This window comes from Lysinibacillus cavernae (assembly GCF_009724685.1).
Classification (GTDB): Bacteria; Bacillota; Bacilli; order Bacillales_A; family Planococcaceae; genus Lysinibacillus; species Lysinibacillus cavernae.
Genome location: NZ_WMEF01000001.1, coordinates 116,311 through 136,040, shown reverse-complemented (window position 1 = coordinate 136,040; position 19,730 = coordinate 116,311). Strand labels below are relative to the sequence as shown.

17 protein-coding genes are annotated in these 19,730 nt (G+C 34.0%); 12 read left to right on the top strand and 5 right to left on the bottom strand.

Annotated elements, in window-relative coordinates:
- Positions 1-32 precede the first annotated feature (32 nt).
- Positions 33-1,238 carry a DNA (cytosine-5-)-methyltransferase gene (dcm, locus tag GJU32_RS00655; RefSeq protein ID WP_230874888.1) on the top strand — a complete coding sequence of 402 codons (1,206 nt, stop codon included), beginning with the start codon at positions 33-35 and terminating at the stop codon, positions 1,236-1,238.
- Positions 1,239-1,328: 90 nt separating this feature from the next.
- Here dcm and GJU32_RS00650 read toward each other — a convergent pair whose 3' ends face one another.
- Positions 1,329-2,867, bottom strand: coding sequence for a hypothetical protein (locus GJU32_RS00650; protein ID WP_155590034.1), 1,539 nt, complete (start codon positions 2,865-2,867; stop codon positions 1,329-1,331).
- Between the two features lie 143 nt (positions 2,868-3,010).
- Between GJU32_RS00650 and GJU32_RS00645 the strand changes: the two genes are divergently transcribed.
- From GJU32_RS00645 to GJU32_RS00625, 5 genes are all read left to right on the top strand, one after another.
- Positions 3,011-3,394: a MazG nucleotide pyrophosphohydrolase domain-containing protein gene (locus GJU32_RS00645; protein ID WP_155590033.1), complete on the top strand. Its 384-nt coding sequence runs from the start codon at positions 3,011-3,013 to the stop codon at positions 3,392-3,394.
- 17 nt (positions 3,395-3,411) lie between these two features.
- Complete coding sequence (locus GJU32_RS00640) at positions 3,412-4,089, top strand: DNA-3-methyladenine glycosylase family protein (RefSeq protein ID WP_155590032.1); 678 nt, start codon at positions 3,412-3,414, stop codon at positions 4,087-4,089.
- Positions 4,090-4,460: 371 nt separating this feature from the next.
- Complete coding sequence (locus GJU32_RS00635) at positions 4,461-5,270, top strand: LlaMI family restriction endonuclease (RefSeq protein WP_155590031.1); 810 nt, start codon at positions 4,461-4,463, stop codon at positions 5,268-5,270.
- Between the two features lie 188 nt (positions 5,271-5,458).
- Positions 5,459-6,220: a hypothetical protein gene (locus GJU32_RS00630; protein WP_155590030.1), complete on the top strand. Its 762-nt coding sequence runs from the start codon at positions 5,459-5,461 to the stop codon at positions 6,218-6,220.
- 101 nt (positions 6,221-6,321) lie between these two features.
- On the top strand, positions 6,322-7,227 hold the full coding sequence (locus tag GJU32_RS00625) for a hypothetical protein (protein WP_155590029.1): 906 nt from the start codon (positions 6,322-6,324) through the stop codon (positions 7,225-7,227).
- A gap of 519 nt (positions 7,228-7,746) precedes the next feature.
- Here GJU32_RS00625 and GJU32_RS00620 read toward each other — a convergent pair.
- Positions 7,747-8,610, bottom strand: coding sequence for a LysR family transcriptional regulator (locus GJU32_RS00620; protein WP_155590028.1), 864 nt, complete (start codon positions 8,608-8,610; stop codon positions 7,747-7,749).
- 288 nt (positions 8,611-8,898) lie between these two features.
- Here GJU32_RS00620 and GJU32_RS00615 point away from each other — a divergent pair, with 288 nt between their 5' ends.
- The 3 genes from GJU32_RS00615 (at position 8,899) to GJU32_RS00605 (ending at position 13,061) form a co-directional block, all read left to right on the top strand.
- A complete protein-coding gene (locus tag GJU32_RS00615; protein ID WP_230874887.1) occupies positions 8,899-10,326 on the top strand; it encodes a YfcC family protein in 1,428 nt (475 codons plus the stop codon).
- 51 nt (positions 10,327-10,377) lie between these two features.
- Positions 10,378-11,790 carry a M20 family metallopeptidase gene (locus GJU32_RS00610; protein ID WP_155590027.1) on the top strand — a complete coding sequence of 471 codons (1,413 nt, stop codon included), beginning with the start codon at positions 10,378-10,380 and terminating at the stop codon, positions 11,788-11,790.
- 329 nt (positions 11,791-12,119) lie between these two features.
- Positions 12,120-13,061 (top strand): alpha/beta fold hydrolase, encoded by a 942-nt coding sequence (locus GJU32_RS00605; RefSeq protein ID WP_155590026.1) that lies wholly within the window; start codon positions 12,120-12,122, stop codon positions 13,059-13,061.
- Positions 13,062-13,273: 212 nt separating this feature from the next.
- On the opposite strand, the gene GJU32_RS00600 is transcribed toward GJU32_RS00605, so the two are convergent.
- Entirely contained in the window at positions 13,274-14,026 is a 753-nt protein-coding gene (locus GJU32_RS00600; RefSeq protein WP_230874886.1) for a response regulator transcription factor, read from the bottom strand.
- A gap of 109 nt (positions 14,027-14,135) precedes the next feature.
- Between GJU32_RS00600 and GJU32_RS00595 the strand changes: the two genes are divergently transcribed.
- Positions 14,136-15,599 carry an amidase gene (locus GJU32_RS00595; protein WP_155590024.1) on the top strand — a complete coding sequence of 488 codons (1,464 nt, stop codon included), beginning with the start codon at positions 14,136-14,138 and terminating at the stop codon, positions 15,597-15,599.
- A 200-nt stretch (positions 15,600-15,799) separates the two neighbouring features.
- Positions 15,800-17,062 carry an MFS transporter gene (locus GJU32_RS00590; protein ID WP_155590023.1) on the top strand — a complete coding sequence of 421 codons (1,263 nt, stop codon included), beginning with the start codon at positions 15,800-15,802 and terminating at the stop codon, positions 17,060-17,062.
- A gap of 506 nt (positions 17,063-17,568) precedes the next feature.
- On the opposite strand, the gene GJU32_RS00585 is transcribed toward GJU32_RS00590, so the two are convergent.
- Both GJU32_RS00585 and GJU32_RS00580 read right to left on the bottom strand, forming a co-directional pair.
- Positions 17,569-18,009, bottom strand: a complete 441-nt coding sequence (locus GJU32_RS00585; protein ID WP_155590022.1) for a cell wall hydrolase — start codon at positions 18,007-18,009, stop codon at positions 17,569-17,571.
- Between the two features lie 129 nt (positions 18,010-18,138).
- Positions 18,139-18,690 carry an ECF transporter S component gene (locus GJU32_RS00580; protein ID WP_155590021.1) on the bottom strand — a complete coding sequence of 184 codons (552 nt, stop codon included), beginning with the start codon at positions 18,688-18,690 and terminating at the stop codon, positions 18,139-18,141.
- 178 nt (positions 18,691-18,868) lie between these two features.
- On the opposite strand from GJU32_RS00580, the gene GJU32_RS00575 reads away from it, so the two are divergent.
- Positions 18,869-19,717 (top strand): pyridoxamine kinase, encoded by an 849-nt coding sequence (locus GJU32_RS00575; RefSeq protein ID WP_155590020.1) that lies wholly within the window; start codon positions 18,869-18,871, stop codon positions 19,715-19,717.
- The last annotated feature ends 13 nt before the right edge of the window (positions 19,718-19,730 follow it).

Here is a 19,730-nt window from a genome sequence, read left to right as displayed (position 1 = left end):
GTTAAAATGAGTTTTTACTAGGAGGTATTATCTTGTCTAATGTTGATTATAGTAAATTTATTAAAGATAAAAGATTTCGATTGGATATGACATTGAAGGAGTTTGCTGATGCACTTAATTTTCCTAAAAATGGAGATAAAATGTTACGAAGTTGGGAAAATGGAGAACTTAAACCCGAAGAGCTATATTTTAAAAAGATTGTAGAATATCCAGAACAACCACCTTTCCCAAATCCTGAGTTATCTCAAGCAAATTTTAAAATAATTGATCTTTTTGCTGGTATTGGTGGTATCCGTCTTGCTTTCCAAAAGTTCGGAGGATATACAGTTTTTTCATCAGAATGGGATAAGTTTGCGCAAAAAACATATAAAGCTAATTTCGGTGAGACACCTCATGGTGATATCACATTAATTGATGAAAAGGATATACCTGATCATGATATACTTTTAGCCGGATTCCCATGTCAGCCTTTTTCACAGGCTGGACTGAAACAAGGGTTTGATGATACCAGAGGAACCCTGTTCTTTGATATAGCAAGGATAATAAAAGAAAAAAGGCCCGCTGCATTTTTACTTGAAAATGTAAAACAATTAAGAGGACATGATAAAGGAAGAACAATAGAAGTAATTAGAAACACCCTACATGAACTTGATTACTCAGTTCATATTGAAGTATTAGCTGCAAGAGATTTTGGTGTACCTCAAAATAGAGAAAGAATTTTTATTGTTGGATTTGATAATAGAAGAGATGGCGCTCTGGTACCATTTGAGTTTCCCAAACCATCTGGAATAGAGACTAAAGTGGGTAACATTCTTGAACAGTTTGTAGATGAAAAATTTACTATTTCAGATAAACTCTACGAAGGTCATTTACGAAGAAAAGAAATGCATAAGAAAAAGGGAAATGGTTTTGGTTTCTCTTTATTTAATGAAGATAGTGCATATACAAATACAATAAGTGCACGATATTATAAAGATGGTAGTGAAATTCTTATTGATCGGGGACCTGGAAAAAATCCTAGAAAATTAACACCAAGAGAGTGTGCGCGTTTACAAGGTTTTCCTGATAACTATTTAATTCCTGTTTCAAATTCTCAGGCTTATAAACAATTTGGAAATTCAGTTACTGTACCAGTTATCGAAGCAATTGCGAAAAATATGCTATTAGCAATGGATCTGTTAAATATTATTACAATAGAGAATAAATCTGATAACATAATAAATTTTGTTAATGCTTAACGAGAAATTTAATGATATTAAATCTTAAAATTTTCATTGATATAGTTTACCTTGTAAAAACAGAAAATGACCTATAGGTCATTTTCTGTTTTAATTATTATGAACAAATTCATCAAACGTTATAATTTTCCTCTTTATTAATTCTGCGTTTAGTTTATCATTTTCAATTAAAACATATCCAGAAAATTCGTCTACTAAAGTCCATTTATTTGAAATTAATTTATAAATTTTTTTTGGAACATCATATTCGAGTACGCAAATAAACTGAATATTATAACTCAAATAAGGCTGTATTAGTCTGTCAAAATCTTTTACAACAATATCATTATCTATATATATATTCAAACTTTTTGAGTTAGCTAATCCAACACAAGTGTTTTTTAGTTTACATCCATAGCAGGCAAGTGGATTTATTCCTCGGAGAGTTTTATTACCGATGACACCATATCTTTGACACCATAATACGTCAAAAAAGTCTCTCATATTAGTTTTATTGGATTGACTTGCTAGCCATATAACCCTTTCCATTTTTCCTAAACCATCGAACAATGTATAAAAATCTGTTCTTGAATTAATTCCTAATGGAAATTTATAAAATGTTTCTATCCAAGTATCAACAGGTATTATTTCTTCTTTTCCGAAACCTTGTTGTAAAAAACAAGCCATTACTTTTTCTGAATATCCCTTTAAATTACTTCCTTTATCATAGAATTCCATAAAGAATTCCTTTGTCCAAGTGCGGTAATCAGTATATTTTATATTTAAATAAGCACTAATAAAAAAAGCTGCTCTCCATGCATGTCGATTAAATGCATCGACTAGCATTTCTATATAATACTTATCTTCAAGGTTAATTTTCCCTTCATCTAATAATCTCCTAGAAACACTGTTGATAAAATCCTCTTTATTTTGTTTCCAAGCTTTAGACATCACTTTAAATGTAGTATTTTGAATTGTATAATTCTTAGAAAATTCAGTTTCAAAGACTTTACTCATCGCAATATATAACTTGTTGAATTTATTAAAATCAGAGAAATCTGACCTTAGAGTATCATCATAGTTAGGAATAATATAGTATTCTAAATGACTCCATTCTTGAGGAAATAATACTTCTTCCCCAAAAGCACTCATAAAATTATAGAGCATCCTCATTTCACTTTGTCTTCCGGTTTTAGGTTGCCATGCAGAAACAAACCGTACTATAGAATATATTTCTTCATAATATCTTCCAAATGGAATTGATTCCCCATATGATTTTTCAATATATTGCCATAAGTCAATCATTATTCTTTCAAATTGTGTATTTGATTTACAGCATTCTATTATATCTTTCTTAGAAATTTTTTTGGAAAACCCTATTCTCTCCATTATTTCTCTTTCTAATATTTCATTAATTAAAGTATTGAAAGCTCTATTAGAAAGGACAGTAAATTCTGCGTCACAATATTTCCCTGAAAAATAAAAGTTTACACTAACAGGACAAGCTATTAATCTTTCTCCTTGAAATTTAGTATGTATATACATTATAGGAAATTGTGGTAAATCAGGATAATAAATCTCTATCTTTGGAATCCATTGTATTGGGATCCCCTTTATTGTGATTTTTCCTTCATGAAATAATTTAAACATAAAAAAATTCCTCCAAAATCTTATGAAAACATTAGTAATTTATGGTTATAATAATATCATAGTTAATGTTCATACAACTTATTTATTTGATTTCGGAATTTTATGGTTAATAAATAGTTGTTATATAATACGGAGTGATAACAATGAAAAAAGTTCAAAAATTTGCGGCAGAATTTCAAAAAGAAATGCAATGGGATATACAAACTTCAGAATATGAAAAAAGTAGGTCCTCTCTACTTAATAACTATATGCTATTAACAACTGAAGTGTCTGAAGTAGCAGAGGAATTTCGAAGAGCATTTAATATTACTAATAAATATATAAATGATGGAATAAGAAAGGATCAAGCATTTAAATTAGCCAAGGATATAGTTAAAGAAGACATTGGAAAAGAGTTAGCAGATTGTATCGCGTATATATGTAAATTTGCTAATTTTTTTGAGATAGATCTTGAAGACAGCTTTTATAAAAAGATGAATGAAATAAAAAATCGAGATAATAAAGATATTTCATATTCAAGAAAATAAAAAGGGACTAAGAAGAAATGAAAAAAATAAAATTTGACCTTGAAAGTAATGAATTAAAGGTACTTAAAGAAGTTGACCCTCAATTGGCAAAGCTAATATTACTAATTGGCGAAAATAGTTTGGATTTAAAAGAAGACCGATTTTCAGCATTAGTACGTTCTATTATAGGGCAACAGTTATCTGTTAAAGCAGCGTCTACTATCTCATCGAGATTCTTTAACATAGTAAATAATCAAGTTAATCCTTTTACAATAGAAAATATTAATGATGAAACTTTACGAGAAGTAGGTATTTCAAAACAGAAAGTTTCATATATCAGAGATCTTTGTTTAAAAGTACAGTCGCAAGAAGTAAATCTTTTAATACTAGATAATTTACCAGATACAGAAGTAATACAAATTTTAACTAAAGTAAAAGGGATAGGATTATGGACTGCTGAAATGTTTCTAATATTTTCACTTGGAAGAAAAAATATTTTATCACTTGGTGATGTTGGATTACAGAGAGCAAGTAGATGGCTTTATGGTAATAAAAATATTAATGATAATAAACTAGTTTTGAAAGAAAAAGGTGAATATTGGAAGCCTTATTGTTCTATAGCCTCCTTATATTTGTGGGATGCTATTGATTATGGATTTGTAGATAATTATGAAAATATCGATGAGGTATTAAAAGCAATGAATGTAAAACTTTAATAAAAAGTATACTAAATAATTAGTTTATTATATACATAATAGAAAAGGTAGAAAAGTGCTAATGAACGCTTCCGTAATAAATCCTTAAGCCCTGATTAAGGGTCCTTTTTTAATGTCGATGTTATTTTCTTTTCCTCGTTAGCCTTTTTTACTTTTTGTTAATACTGCTTTTTAAAAGTATAGACATTTGAAAACTTAGGTTATTATACTCACTGATTTTTAGGGTAAATATAGGATGAAATATGGTAATATGGTATTATTGTTAATAATAGAAAATAGTATTATATATTCAATGTCTAGAAATGAAATAATGCTATGACTATTTAAACAACATTCTTTGATTTATTTAAAATCATAAGGGAGAGAGTTATATGACAACTAAGGAACAGATAATTAAATTATTTAGGCAAAATGTAAAGGGGAAATATCCTGATATAAGTGGGACAAATATTAATCATGATGGAAATAAAGGTCATTGGCTAGAGAAGCAATTTGGAGTTAGTGCTAATGGTGATAACCGTGCAGACCTTTATGGGTATGAGCTTAAAAATGAAACTACTTCTAAAACTACTTTTGGTGATTGGTCGGCTAATAGATATATTTTTAATGATCCTAATTTTTCGCATGTTTTTAAAGAAAGAAGAGCGATAGATAGAAGAGATCATTTTTTAAAAATATTTGGGAAACCAAATATAGAAAAGAATGGTCGATATTCTTGGTCCGGAGAGCCATGTCCTAAAATTGATAAATTCAATAAATTTGGTCAAAAATTGGAGATTACCCCTAAGAAAGATATAATAGCTATTTATGATTTTAGCAAAGATGAAAGAGAAGATAAGTTTAATATTGTTCCAGATTCATTTCGAAATGGAATAGTAATATTAGCTATATGGTTTGGTGAAGTATCACCGAGTCAAAAACGAAGTGATAAATGTTTGAAAGCCAAACTTGAAGATAAATTTAATGATAAAGGTTGGTTTACATGTAAAAAAGGTTTAGATGGGGCTTATCATGAAATATGCTTTGGTGAACCATTTAGTTATGATTTATGGATTAAACTTGTTGAAAAAGGGATTGTATTTTTTGATAGTGGCATGTATGAAGGAAATGCAAGACCTTATTCTCAATGGAGAGCAAATAATTCATATTGGGATAGTTTAATTGTAGATAGATATGAATAAAATGATCATTGTTTCTTAGTTGAATTATATTTTTTTGAAAAATATGATCATAAATTATGAAGGACATGAACTAGAGAGCTTTTAATGTAAAAGAGCGCAAGAGCGCTCTTTTTTGTTCATTGCTTCTTATTGACTGTAAGTTATTTAATTATATTTATTTGATAAAAGAAAGGGTGGTATAAATAACATTGATAAATAAGGATACTTTTGCTGAGTGGTTAGAAATCCATGCTGAATTAAAACCTTACTCCATTGAGAGATATTCTAATGCAATTAATATAATCTCATCAGAATTGGATAATTACGGATTACGAAAAGAGGATTTGTTTAATCAAACTAATACAGATATTATTGATACAATTCTTAATAATGTAGAATTTAAAAAGAAGAATGATAAAGGAAATAGAATGTATAGTGCTGCTTTAAAGTATTTAAAAAAATACATTGAGTTTAACGATGACATGGAGTTACAAGTTGAGCTATTTAGAGAGGAACAAGAATTTGAAAAGTACCTTATAGAAGATATTTCAGATGCTAGTAAGTTGAAAATTGAAGATAAGCCATTAGGAAAAGCTAGCTTCAAACTCTTAAATAGCAAAAAGATATGGTGTAGAAATCCTAGATATGCAAGTGAGGCTGTGGCTGATGCAAACTATTTGTGTGAGTTTGATAATAAACACAAGCAGTTTATTTCTAAGTTTAGTGGAAAAAATTATGTAGAGGCCCATCATCTTATACCTATGCGGTATCAGGGACAGTTTGATCATAGCCTAGACATCCATGCTAATATAGTTTCAATATGTCTAGTTTGTCATAAGAAAATCCATTTTGGATTATTTAGGGATAAAAAGGTGATATTAGATAAACTATTCAACAGCAGAAAAGATAGACTGGTTGATGGAGGGATAACTATAGATATAAACCAGCTTTATAACTTTTATCAGGACTAAAATGCGTTAGTATTTACCAGATCTACCTTACTAGTGGTTTATCCTATAGAAGATTAATTTACTTGATAGGAATTTAATTAATAACTTGGAGAAAAGGGATAATGGCTATAATTGTAAGTAGGGAAGCATATGACAAAACAATAAAAACATATATAAATGCAAATATTGCGAAATATAAATTTTATTATATATTTTTTAGTATTCAACTAGTGTTATTTGTATCAAACTTATTTGTATCAAATTTACCTTATTTATTTCTAAATGAGAATCAAATTCTTTATATATACTCAACTTCAGCACAAGTAATAGCTGGGCTTTATGGATTAACATTAACTGGGTATATTTTTTTTAATGATAAACTAAGTAAATTGGCTGAAAATGATGAGTCGTATTATGATGTAGTTGAAAAACTAAAGGGCCAATATTTTAGACAAATAATCGTACTAGGCATAGGATGTATTCTAGGTATTGTAATGTCATTACTTACTTTGAATTCATTATTTAATATTAACTCTCAAAATATGTACTCTTTTATACTTAATCAAACAATGATTACTGTATTAACTGAAATAGTTTCAATAGTTTTATTCAGCTGGAGTATGGCTAATCCGAGAAGTATAGAGAAAGCTAATCAAAGTTTGTTAAGAGATAATAAATATAGTCGTGAACAAAAGGGGAATTTAGAAGAGTTTTTAAAAAATTATAATTCTATTGAAAATAACATCATTCTGTTGGGGGAGAAATTTAATTTTAAAGAAATTGTATATAATAATTATTCCAATAAAAATAGAAGAAATTTCAAACCAAATATTATGAGTTCTTTAAAAATCCTTGGTTCATTAAATGTCATTGACGAAGATCTATCTAATGAAATTAATGAATTAAGAAAATACCGTAACTCTATTGTTCATTCTGATAAACCATCCGTAAGTAAAGATGCAGTTGAAAAGACTAAAAGTATTAATATGATTATAAATGCTATTGTATCTAAGTATAAAAAAATTTAAAGAAAAAGGAACTTACTTTAGTTCCAACTTAAAGCATCATGAGAATAAATTAAGTTATATAACTAGATTTAGGTCAAAAGTTAACTTTTAGTATTATGAATTCTATAAATACCTTTATTCATAATTGATTAAAAGAAGAGATTAAGTCGTCGAAATTTTTATTTTTAAATATAATCAAAAACATAGTCAAAAAATAAATTGCCCCCGCAGACCTTGGTATTACGTCATTCTGAGACGGTTGGTTCAACTCCCGCCGTCTCCATACATAAAGTGAGTGCAAATGCAGTCATATTGTGATCTTAAGTATATTTTTGCCGTGTTGGCAAAGATATACTTAATTTTATTATTGGCAAGATTATACTTAATAATTAAACCTGTTAAGGGGATTCATGTGCAAGTTGAAAAACCCTAGCCTAATGAACCACACCCCAATTGGAAGTGCAGTTTTGTTATGGTTAAATACACTACAGAAAATAAATTACAAACTGACCAGGTATTGATTGCTATCTGGTTCTAGGATCACGAACGATATGCATTACTTATCGAAGTATAAAAGTCTTGAAAAATAGGGTTACTTAGTGTTTTCGTAAGTGCAATGAATTTGACTGGAAGGTTTGAAGTATATGTTTCCAAAATAGTGACAGTTCCCGATTCAATTTCCTTTTTAATTCTCCCTGTCCCAATGATCCCAAGATATGGATGGTTGAGGACGGCGTTTTTAATTGTTTCATCACTATTACAGTATATAGTATTTGGAAAGTGCGTCCGCCTTTTTAGTATTTCAAAATTTATAAAGGGTGCTCGATGATCAAATAGAACCGGATATTTAGCTAGGTAATCTTCTGTTTGGTAAGTGTCATTTGCTACTTCACTCGAAGCAAACAGCACCAAGTCGTCATAATCAATGCATTGGTAAGAAAAATCGGAGTTTAAAGGTCTCCCATTCACAATAGCAAAATCCGCCTCATTAAAGAGTACCTTTTTTAGTGCATCATCACTACTGTTGACAGAATAAACCTCTATCAAAACATTTTGATTATTTTTTTGAAAGTTTACTATTTGTGGCAGAAAAAAACGTTCACAATGGTCATCCAATCCACAAACACGAATAATTTGTTTTTCCCCTTTAAACCCCTCTATTTTCCTTTGTAGAGTAAACAATTCATTTAAAATGTTTTTTGCATGATCATATAGAATTTCACCAACTTTCGTTAATTTTCTTCGATTGTCTACTTTCTCAAAAAGAGGTAAGCCCACCTCATTCTCTAGAAGCTGTAAATGTTTTGTCAAAGTAGGTTGTGAGTAATTAAGACGCATAGCTGCTTGTATTAGATTTTGTTCTTCTACTACTATTTGAAATGTTTGAAGATGTCTAATCTCCATTAAATAACAACCTTTCCTCTAAAGCTTTTTTTTATTTAATAACGATTATATTTCAATGGTTTAATTATTTTAATATTATCATTATTTTTAATATTTAAAATAGTAATATTGAATATTCTTTATTGGAATATCAGTGACCAAAAATCAGGATAAAATTATGAAAACGTTAAGAAATTTGAATATTCACTAAATTAAATTTCTGTTGGAAGGATGATTAAAACTTGATTGTTTTAAAGGTTGATTCATAGTAGGACAGGTTATTTTACAAACCAATAAGGAGTGTTACCTTTGAGTGTTGCCAAACCATTAAATGTAGAAGAAAGTTTTCAAAAGAAAAACAAGAAAAAAGGCGGGTTAAGTGCCTATGTTCTGATGTTTTTAATCATTGTAGCTATTACTCTGTTAACCTATGTGATACCTGCTGGTCATTACGAGAGATATGAGGAAAATGGCAGAACAATGATTGATCCTTCAAAATTTGAATTCATTGAAAACACACCTGTAGGGTTACTAGACATGTTTAACGCGTTTCACCAAGGTATGGTAAACGCCGCACCGATTATCCTGTTTGTTTTACTTTTTGGCGGTGCCCTTGGCATTATGCAAGCGACAGGAGCCATTGATTCTTTAATTAGATTTACTGTTCAAAAATTTGGGGCAAAGAAAAAATGGCTTATTCCGATTATGGTCCTCATGTTTTCATTGCTTGGTACTCTTATTGGATCGGCTGAGGACGCATTAGTCTATATTGCTATCATTGCTCCGATGGCTATTGCACTAGGCTTTGATGCGTTAACAGGCCTTGCAATTGTTGTTCTTGGGATGCTAGGAGCTGGATTTACTGCAGGAATTACGAATCCTTTTTCAATTGGTGTTGCTCAAACAATTGCTGAACTACCTATGTACTCAGGAATTGGCTTACGTATAGCCCTTTACGTTGTATTCTATATTTTATCGGTTGTCTACATTTTGCGACATGTTAATAAAATTGAAAAAAATCCTGAACTAGCTGAGTACGGAAGGTTTAGTCCAACCGAAAGTATTGAGTTTGACAGTAATTACAAGTTAGGTAAAAGGCATTCAATTTCACTGTTAGTCTTTTTAGGCTGCTTTATTGCCCTGATCTACGGTGTTATTAGTCTTGGCTGGTATATCAGTGAAATTGTTGGCATTTTCTTACTAGGCGCCATTATTATGGGACTTATCGGAAAACTCTCTGGAAATGAAATGACAGATGCGTTTATAAAAGGGTGCTCTGAAATGGTTCCAGGTGCCATGATTATTGGTGTTGCAAGTACAATTCTCGTTGTTCTTACTTCCGGAGGTCTACTAGATACCATTTTATATGCTACCTCTAGTTTACTTGACAGCCTGCCACCTAGTGTTACAGCTATAGGAATAGGGGTTGCCAATTTCTTTATCCATTTCCTTGTGCCTTCCGGAAGCGGACATGCATCTTTGGTTATACCGATTATGGCTCCGTTGGCAGATCTAGTCGGTGTCACGAGGCAAACAGCTGTGTTTGCAACTGTAATGGGTGGTGGAGTTTCCAATTTAATTATTCCGACAAGTGGCTTGCTGCTTGCAGCCCTAGGTATGATGGGTATTTCTTATTCCAAATGGGTAAAATGGGTGTTGCCATATGTATTGATTCAGGCTGTGATTGTTGTGATCTTCTTAATCATTGCTCAAGCTATTAATTATGGTCCATTTTAATAGATAGAAAAAACATTAGTATAAAAATAATTTTCTAACGAGGTGAATGAATTGGATTATCGTGATACTCTATCAAAAATTATTGAAGAGAAACGACAAAAATTGATTGCTGTCAGTGATCAAATTTGGGGTTACGCAGAAACAGGCTTCGAAGAGTTTCAATCAGCAGAATTATTATGTAAAACTTTGGAAGAAGAAGGTTTTGCTGTAGAGAAAGGTGTAGGAAATATCGATACCGCCTTTATCGGCAGCTTTGGAACAGGGAAACCGATTATTGCTGTATTAGGTGAATTTGATGCCTTGTCTGGTTTAAGCCAAGTAGGAGGAGATACTAACTATAATCCTATTAAGACAGGTGGAAATGGCCATGGCTGCGGACATAATTTACTTGGTACAGGTGCATTAGCCGCGGCAATTGCGATCCGTTATTACTTAGAAGAAAACAACCTAGAAGGAACGGTTCGTTATTATGGTTGTCCTGGGGAAGAAATAGGCAGTGGTAAAACCTTTATGGTAAGAGAGGGATTATTTGATGATGTAGATTATGCCTTATGCTGGCATCCATGGTCTCGGAATGCCGTATGGTCTATGTCATCTCTTGCTTGTTATGAAGTTTCCTATAGATTCAGAGGAAAAAGTGCTCATGCCGCTGATAGCCCACATCTTGGAAGAAGTGCTCTTGATGCCGTTGAACTAATGAATGTTGGTGTAAACTATTTACGGGAACACATTATCCCTGAAGCAAGGGTTCATTACGCTATTACTAATTCCGGCGGAGTTTCACCAAATGTCGTTCAAGCAAATGCAGATGTATTATATTTTATTCGTGCACCACTTGTTTCTCAAACAGAAGATATCTATCAGCGCATTTGCGATATTGCAAGAGGTGCTGCTCTTATGACAGGTACACAAGTGGAAATAGACTTTGCTTCTGCTGCCGCTAATATATTGCCAAATAATACGTTAGAAAAAGTCTTATATGATAACTTTGTTGCCATAGGTGTTCCTCAGTATGATGAAAAGGAGCTACAATTTGCGAAGGCCATTCGGGCAACTCTATCTGACGTAGATAAAAGGGGAGATATTCAGGTTAATAAGGAACTAGAAGGAAAAGATTTAGCGGATGTCATTGATCCATTTATTCCATCAAATGGTTTTCTTCCTGGGACAACCGATGTTGGCGATGTAAGCTGGGTTGTCCCTACAGTACAATGTTTGGTAGCATGTGAACCAGTAGGAACTCCGCTTCATACTTGGCAGGTTGTTTCAACTGGAAAAACCTCAATTGGCCATAAAGGAATGCTTCATGCTGGTAAAGTTATGGCAGCAACAGCCATTGAAGTCCTGCATAACCCTGAAATCCTTGAAAAAGCAAAGGCAGAGTTAATTGAACAGCGAAATGGTGAAGAGTATGTGTCGCCTATTCCGATGGAAGTTAAAAAATATAAACTACAGACAGTGTAGAAGAGATTGAAAAGGTATTAAGTCCTGTAGCATTCCAATACCACAAGAGTAACTACATTCGAATTATGGTAATAAACCCGTTTTCTCTATGTTACGGCGTCATGTGTAAAGCTTTATCACACGTGACACCGTAACATATTTTTATTTTGTTCATCCTCCATTCATATTGTTGTCATAGAGAGTACACCTTCAATGTATAAGCTATCCATAACGGTTTGTGAAAGTAGCCGAAATACACTGATGATCAAGAGATAACGAAAAGGAGGAGAGGCACGAGACCAAATGAGGAAAAGGCCCACACTTGCCACTCTATACCTCGTGCAAACAGAATGAAAAAAACGATAACGATTATAAGTAAAATAATTGCAGGTTTAGTTATAGCCATATTACTTTTTTTAGCGATTGTTTTTCTAGTCAATATTGTCTGCAGCAAAATGGAGCAAGGAAAGCTAGAAACATATGGTCAGACTGTAGCAGTAGACGGGAAAAATATGAATGTCTTCATTCAAGGAGATGGCGAAGAAACCGTCGTGCTTTTACCTGGTTTTGGAACGGCGGCACCAGGGCTTGATTTTCAACTATTAGTAGATGAATTGTCTCCATTTTACAAAGTTGTTGTTATTGAGCCTTTTGGTTATGGATTAAGTGATTTAACTGAAAAGGAACGAAGTACAGAGAATATTGTCAGTGAAATTCATGAAGCTTTACAGCAACTTCATATTGAGCGTTATATTCTAATGGGCCACTCCATTTCAGGCCTTTACGGATTGGATTATGTGAACAAATATCCAGACGAAGTGAGTGCATTTGTCGGGCTCGATAGCAGTGTGCCAACGATAAGTGAGAAAAAGATTGATTCTTCAATAATAACAACTATAAAACTACTTAAAAAATCGGGTTTAGCTAGATTGCAAGTGAAGCTAGGTGATGACCCTTACGCTGTACTACCATATGATGATAAAACAAAAGAACAATTGAGAATTCTTAAACACAAAAATATGTATAATCCCACTCAATTAAATGAAGCTGAAATGATGTATGGAAATTTTAAAGCCGCTGAAAATTTATCATTCCCAAAAAATCTTCCTGTTATTTTCTTTATACAAGCGAATCATCCAGTAACTGACAGATGGGTTCCAGAGCATAAAAAACAAATAAAAGATTCTGTACATGGGAAAGTGATGACATTTGAAGGTGATCATTATTTATATCGTACTAAAGCAAAAGAAATCGTTGAAAACTTCAGGGTATTTATGAAAGAAGTAAAGTGAATGTACGCAGTAATCCCACATTAAAGATCAGTCCCTCAAATAGAAGAGAACGAGTCAACTAGACGGTCACGAACTGCACAATCGGTGGGGGATGAAGAAAACCCCCATTGATTGGATTTCATTTAATGCACATATCTATGTGATATTTTTAAAAGCGAATCCAGTATTGCCGATAAAATGTCTAAAGAGGTACTGATTACTGATCAACATAATTAAACAGGGTCGATATACCTTAAACATTTCGCCAACAGCTGTGTACGATTGGTTACCTTAAATCTTCTATATAAGTTTTGAAGATGTTTTTTTATCGTATTTTCACTGACATATAATTGCTGGGCAATTTCTACATTTTTCAAGCCTTTGAAAACAAAATTTAAAACTTCTCTTTCTCGTGCTGTCATTTCAAACAGTATAGGGGGTTGAGAATAGTGATGTAAGGCGTAAATGTTTTCAATATTTTTTTTCAAATACAGTAACATTAAAATATCTTTTTCATTAAATAACTTCTCGCCTATTTTTCTTAAAAAGCCGATAACTGCTATGAGTTTATCGTCTACTTTCAAATACATGGCCATTTCATCTTCGTAACAATTTTTTCTCAAAAAAACTTCTTTATAATGGGTTTGTTTTTGCAGGCACATAACCTCATTTTTATTCATCAACTGAATGGCATGGTGTGTGTCTATATTTTGAGGATGTAATGGATCAAAATTTTTATAGATTTGTAAATAATCATTAATTGTATGAATCTCTATATTAAAATGTACAGGTGCATTTAATTCATTATTCGATATATCCCAAAATAGCATATGGTGATACCCGAGATGTTCACTTAACGTATGCAAAAGTTCATTTTTAAAACCCTCATTGCTTTGCTTCACATTCATATTGGAAATATGATAACTAGCTTTAAGAATGTTTTCTAAATCATTTTCCAAAAACATCACATCACCTCGTTTCTCCATTATGCATTCATATTCTACTTAAAGAAGAATTATCCTTTCGGGTAATACTTTATATTTAGAAAATTCAGTACATTATAGTTGTAAGATTACTACTATACGAGGTGATGATATGAATTTACAAGAGTATGCTTCATATGACGGAACGGGGTTAGCAGAACTAGTAAAATCAAAAGAAGTAACACCACAAGAGCTTACAAAGCTTGCGTTAGAGGGAATCAAAAAAGTAAACCCATCAATTAATGCGGTAGTCAGTGTGTTAGAAGAACAAGCTGATAAAGCAATTGAAAAAATTGATGATAATGCTCCGTTTGCAGGTGTTCCGTTTTTAATTAAAGAGCTCGTGTTACATGCAGAAGGTGTCCCGCATAGTATGGGGAGTCGTATAGGGGAAAATACGATTGTACCAGTTGATAGTGAATTAATGGCGCGTTTTAGAAAAGCTGGCTTAATTTTAGCAGGTACTACGACAACACCAGAGTTTGGTTATAATGCTGCTACTGAAGCGGTTATTTATGGTGCAACACGTAATCCATGGAATTTAAATCATAGTCCGGGTGGTTCGAGTGGTGGTTCAGCAGCAGCTGTTGCGAGTGGTATTGTGCCAATTGCTCATGCGAATGATGGCGGTGGTTCTATCCGTATTCCCGCTTCCTGCAGTGGGTTAGTTGGATTAAAACCTACACGAGGAAGAGTTCCTACTGGTCCTTTCAATAGTGAGCCTTTAAATGGAATTGCGATTGAGTTCGCTGTGACACGTACAATTCGCGATACAGCGGTTTTACTGGATCAAGTAGCAGGTCCTGATTTAGGAAGTTATTCTAAATTAGAAGTAACACATGCGCCGTATGGACAACTAATCTATGAAAAAGTGCGCCCTTTAAAAATTGCATGGACAACTGAGACAAATTCTGGGGCATTTGTAGATCCGGAATGCATTGAAGCTGTTCATAAAACAGTTCAAGCTTTAAAGGACCTAGGACATGAAGTAGTAGAAGCTCGTCCGAAATATGAACAAGGGACATTTACAAAGGCTACGGTCGATATTTGGACAGCCAATATTTATCAAATGATTAAGGGTGCCGCAGCAGGGACTGGTAAAGCAGTTTCTCCAGACAATGTTGAAGCAGCCATTTGGAAATGCTATGAATATGGCGGTAATTTAAAGGCGTCTGATTTATTAGAAGCCATTCATATTAATGCAGTCGTTTCGCGTCAAGTAGCAGGCTTCTTTGAAGACTATGACATTTTATTGAGCCCAACAATCGGCACACTCCCTGCAAAAATTGGCGAATTAAATGCGAATAATCCTACCATTTCAGCTGTTGAATGGACGGAGCAAATTTTCACGTATGCACCGTTTACAAATTTATTTAATGCTACAGGTCAGCCTTCATTATCATTACCTTTAGCAGAAAGTAAATCAGGTTTACCAATTGGACTACAATTGACAAGTAAATTTGCAGATGAATTGACATTATTACAAATAGGTAGACAGTTAGAAGAAGCAATGCCTTGGAAAGACCGTAAACCTGCAGTACATGTGAGTGAAGCACAGCCTCAGCCAGCAGTATAGGTTAGCATTGACGCACCCGTCTTATAGACATGGTGCGTTTTCTTAAAATTGAATCTGTATTAGGATGTAAGACATTTTTCTTGTAAACCAAGTCAAAAGCCTAAATAAAATGCACATTTAAAACTAACCCCCAAAAACAGGTCTTCACCCCAACCAAAAATTCATATACATAAAATAAAAGCTAATAGGAGTAGTGATTATTGGACAAACAACATCACAAGTACAGATGGATTGTGTTTGTTGCTGTATTGTTTACCTATTTGTTAATGGCCAGTCAGCGAACTGCTCCGGGGTTAATTACGGACCAATTGATGAAGGATTTTGGTGTGACGGCATCGACGATTGGACTATTAACGAGTATTCAATTTTTTGTCTATACGAGTTTGCAAATTCCGATGGGGATTTTAGCGGATCGGTTTGGACCGAATTTTTTTCTCATCGTTGGTGCCACACTTACAGGGTTAGGTACAATTCTTTACAGTTTAGGTACACATGAGTTCATATTGTTTTTTTCTAGAATGCTCACTGGGGTAGGGGATGCGACCATATGGGTGAATATGGTGCTCATTTTGGCGCAATGGTTTCAGAAAAAGGAGTTTGTACGACTAATTGGCTTTGCAGGGATGACAGGGAGTTTAGGTTTTTTATTGGCGACTGTTCCTTTTGCTACATTCATTCTTTTATTTGGTTGGCGAATTACATTTTTATCAACGGGACTCTTATTATGTTTATGTGGTGTACTTCTTTATTTTGTGCTTGTCAAAAACACAAAACGCATATTTCCAGAGGAACCTGTCGTTGTGACTGAGGAAGTACAACGTGAAAAAACCACTGTTTTATTACGCAGAATATTTTTGAGTAGGCAAGCATGGGCTTTATTTTTTTGTCATTTTGGGGTTGTTGGGGGCTATGTTGGCTTTATCAGTTCATGGGCTGTACCTTACGGGATCAATATGTATGAGATGACACCTTCAGAGGCAAGCCAGCTCATTATGATCGGTCTTATCGGGGCGCTGATTGGAGCTCCTTTAACTAGTTGGATTGCAGGTTGGCTGGGAACGATTAAAAGGTCCTATTTTGTTGTTCATATTACAGTTTTAATAGGGTGGTTTTCATTTCTTCTATTTAAAGGGCATCCGTCAATTTTCATGCTCATCATACTGTTCTTTATCATCGGCTTTGGCTATGGTGCAAGTGCCTTAACCTTTGCAGCGGTTCGTCAAACTTTCCCTCTATCTGAATCAGGCATCGTTTCTGGATTTGCGAATACAGGGGGCTTTTTAAGTGCAGTATTGCTACCCATTATTTTTGGCTTTATTTTGGATCATTTTCAGGCTGCTTCAGGCAATATAGGTGATGGATACTACTATGGTTTCATCTCGCCAGTCATATTTTCTTTAATAGGCTTGATTGGCGTGATGTTATTTAAGGAAAAGCCACTGAAAGCAGGAGGTAAAATGTAATAATACAAAGACTAATTAGCAAGCAAAAGTACATGTGCAATTAACCACGTGCACTTTTGTTTATGGATGATCAGGTATATTCTTATTCAATTAATTAAAAAAGAGTTAGTAAACTAAAAGTGAAAATCCCAGTAAAGTTGACCATTTTTATCTTTAAGACTAGGAAGCTTACTATTTAAATAATCAATATCTTTTTTTTGACAGAATTCGTTACAGTAAAATTTATCGACTTCATTGTTATAAATGCTCTTTGCGCGATTCTCAATCAACTTACTGCAACAACCACATTTAATTAGAACCATAGATCACTGTCCTTTTCAGTTTTTTTCATATACCTACTATATGTGCCATTCTTCTTTTTTGATTAAGATATTATGACAACATGTATTAATTTTTCTTGTATATTATCAACTGTAACAAAATGAAAGTGAACATATTTAACTCATTGCGATAAAAAGGGAATACCTTTATGGCAGGCATTCCCTTTTTATCGATGTAATAACTACCTATCCCATATAAACACTTTCACAAGTTCCTGGTGCTGGCTCATAGAAGCAGTGGTTTTTGAATTGTCCAGTAAATGGTTGGCCATACCATGTTGGGGGACAAGGAGCATATGGATTGAAGTACCAGAGTGCGAATTTTGCTGGATGTTCTCGCCAGTAGTCTAAGTTCTGTTTCGCTAATCTTTTTTCCGTTTCTCTTGCTCTTTGGTAAAACATATTGCCTTTTTGTACGGCTTCAAACGAATAGTTGCCTCCTTGTACTTGGTAAATCACTTGCTCAATAGTTCTGACATCATTGAAGTCTAAGCATGTTGCTACAGCACGATTCACAATGACATTACCTACGTATAACATGCCTTGTTTTCCTTCGCCTTCAGCTTCAGCTCGCATCATCCTAGCCATCAAGGCAACGTCTGCATCACGGTATTTTACTCTTGGCATTTTTACACCTCCACCATATAGTATGAAAAAGACGGGGGCTAGTTTCGCTTTATCTATAAATTCCCTCGTTTTCATCACAAAAACACGCCATCAAAGCTGCGAGTAGAACAGCAAGATGGCGTGTTTCCATTAATAATTCTTTTTAAAGTATGGTGTTTTTTTCAGTACGATACATACTGGTATGGCGATAATTAAGCCGACAATGTTTTGAATGACGTCCCCTGGAATGGATGCTAGTGGTGCAATCCAGCTATTGAACATAATGGCTTGGCCGATATAGTAAACGGCCATCATCACGGGCATTGATACTACCGCTCCTAAAATGTTCAGTCCAATATTGTCGCCTCGATGTCCTTTTGACCAAGCAATTTTACCGACGATGAAGCCTTGTAATGCGCGTGAAATAATAGTAGTCGGCGCCCAAATTAACCAGCCCCCTACGATATCGAATAAGCCCATTCCAATAGCTCCAGCAAGTGCGCCTTTTTTAGGTCCGAATAAAATGGCTGAGATGAAAAGCATGGATGTTCCTAAGTGAATAAGCCCACCTTGACCGAAAGGTAGCTTAAGATTGATAAACATTGTGGCAACGAAAACAAGTGCTGCTAAAATGGCTGTAATGACTAAATCAAATGTTTTTGTGCGTGATCTTGTATAGGATGGCCTTTGTATATTTTGCATGTGTCTCTTCCTCACTATGATGAATATTTTGATGATTTTTACTTTAGCAAAGGACTGACTGTTGTAAAAGTGTCAATTTAGTAAAAAAGTTAAGGGTCAGATTGAGGTTATTTTCGCATTCTTCTAATTATGATACGATGAGGAGACTATAAGCAGGTTTAGTTAGGTGGAATGTATGATGAAAAAAGTTGCTGTAATTCAAGATATGTCGTCCTTTGGGAAGTGCTCGTTAACGGCTGCGATGCCTGTGTTGTCTGTGATGGGCGTTCAAGCGGTGCCATTACCAACGGCTATATTAACGGCGCAAACGGGGTACTCGAGCTTTTATTGTGAGGATTTAACGTCAAAGATGGATTATTTTGTAGATGAGTGGAGCAAGCTTGGAGCTACCTTTGATGGCATTCACACAGGTTTTGTCACAGGTAAGGAGCAAATTGATACTATATTTCGCTTTTTAGACGTGTTTCACTCAAATAAGACGACATTGCTCGTGGATCCAGTGATGGGCGACCACGGCGAGGTCTATAAAATGTTTACAGGTGAGTTACTTGATCGTATGAAAGCGTTAGTGAAGTGTGCTGACATTATTACGCCAAATGTTACGGAATGTTGCTTGCTTACTGGATTGTCGTATGAGAAGCTTCAGAGCTATCAAAACGATTCAGATTATATGCTAACACTTGAAGAGGCAGGTCAGGAGCTACAGCAGGCAACTGGGGCAAACGTGATTATTACTGGTTTGAATCCACCAGCAGTGGATGTTGGCAAGCGTTTTGTTGGGAATATGTTTGTCGATACGGAGCGGTCTTTTCATAGTATCCGTAACTATAATGGTGAGAGCTATTCAGGCACAGGGGACCTATTTGCATCAATTATTATGGGTGGCATGATGCGTGGGCAAGATTTAGTGGAGTCGATGAAGCTGGCTGAGATGTTTTTAGCTGCTGCGATTGAAGCTACGTCAAGAGAGCAAGTTCCGCGCGAGGCAGGCGTCCATTTTGAACAGTTTTTACGAATGCTTCTATAGAAATCTGCGAGTG